Source organism: Oleiphilus sp. HI0067, assembly GCF_001635735.1.
On the sequence record NZ_LWFI01000163.1, the window covers coordinates 1 to 695 of the forward strand.

Below are 695 nucleotides of genomic sequence, written 5' to 3' on the forward strand. Positions count from 1 at the left end.
ACTCCATCCGCCATCAACATTCAATACCTCACCCGTTACATAATCGGAAAGAGACGAAGCCAGATAGACACATGCATTTGCGATGTCTTTAGATTGTCCCCAGCGACCTTTAGGTGTTCGATCTAATGTAAATTGATATAGATCAGTCTTCTTCTTGAAATTATCGGTATAAGACGTTTCGCAGAAGCCAGGAGCAACAACATTTACATTAATTCCAAATTCAGCCCACTCAAGCGCCAAGGATTTCGTCAAACTAATAATTCCACCCTTGGATGCTGCGTATCCACTTAATTCAGGTAAACCAAGCGTACCAACAATGGAGGCCATATTGATGATTCTCCCTGATCTCTGCTTCAACATATGCTTGCCAAAGGCCTGACACATTAAAAACGTACTACCAAGATTTACATCCATGACATTACNCCATTCATCGTATGCAATCTCAATAAATGGCTTTCTAAATCGCATTCCAGCGTTATTTATTAGAACATCTATTTGACCATACTTTTCGAACACTGCATCAGCGAAAGCATTCACTTCATCAACACTTGAAACATCACCGTAAAACGTAAATAAATGCTTTGAGTTCTCGCCAGCTGAAGCGCTGAGATTTAAAAGGTCTGCTTCAGTACGCGTAATCGCTGCGACCTTACAACCTAATTCAAGAAAACGAAGTACTGTCTCAAAACCGATAC

At 40.6% G+C, this 695-nt stretch carries 1 protein-coding gene; it reads right to left on the reverse strand.

Annotation, left to right across the window (positions count from 1 at the left end; translation table 11 throughout):
• On the reverse strand, nucleotides 1-695 hold a 695-nt coding region (locus tag A3739_RS02255; protein ID WP_068500083.1), incomplete at both ends, for an SDR family NAD(P)-dependent oxidoreductase.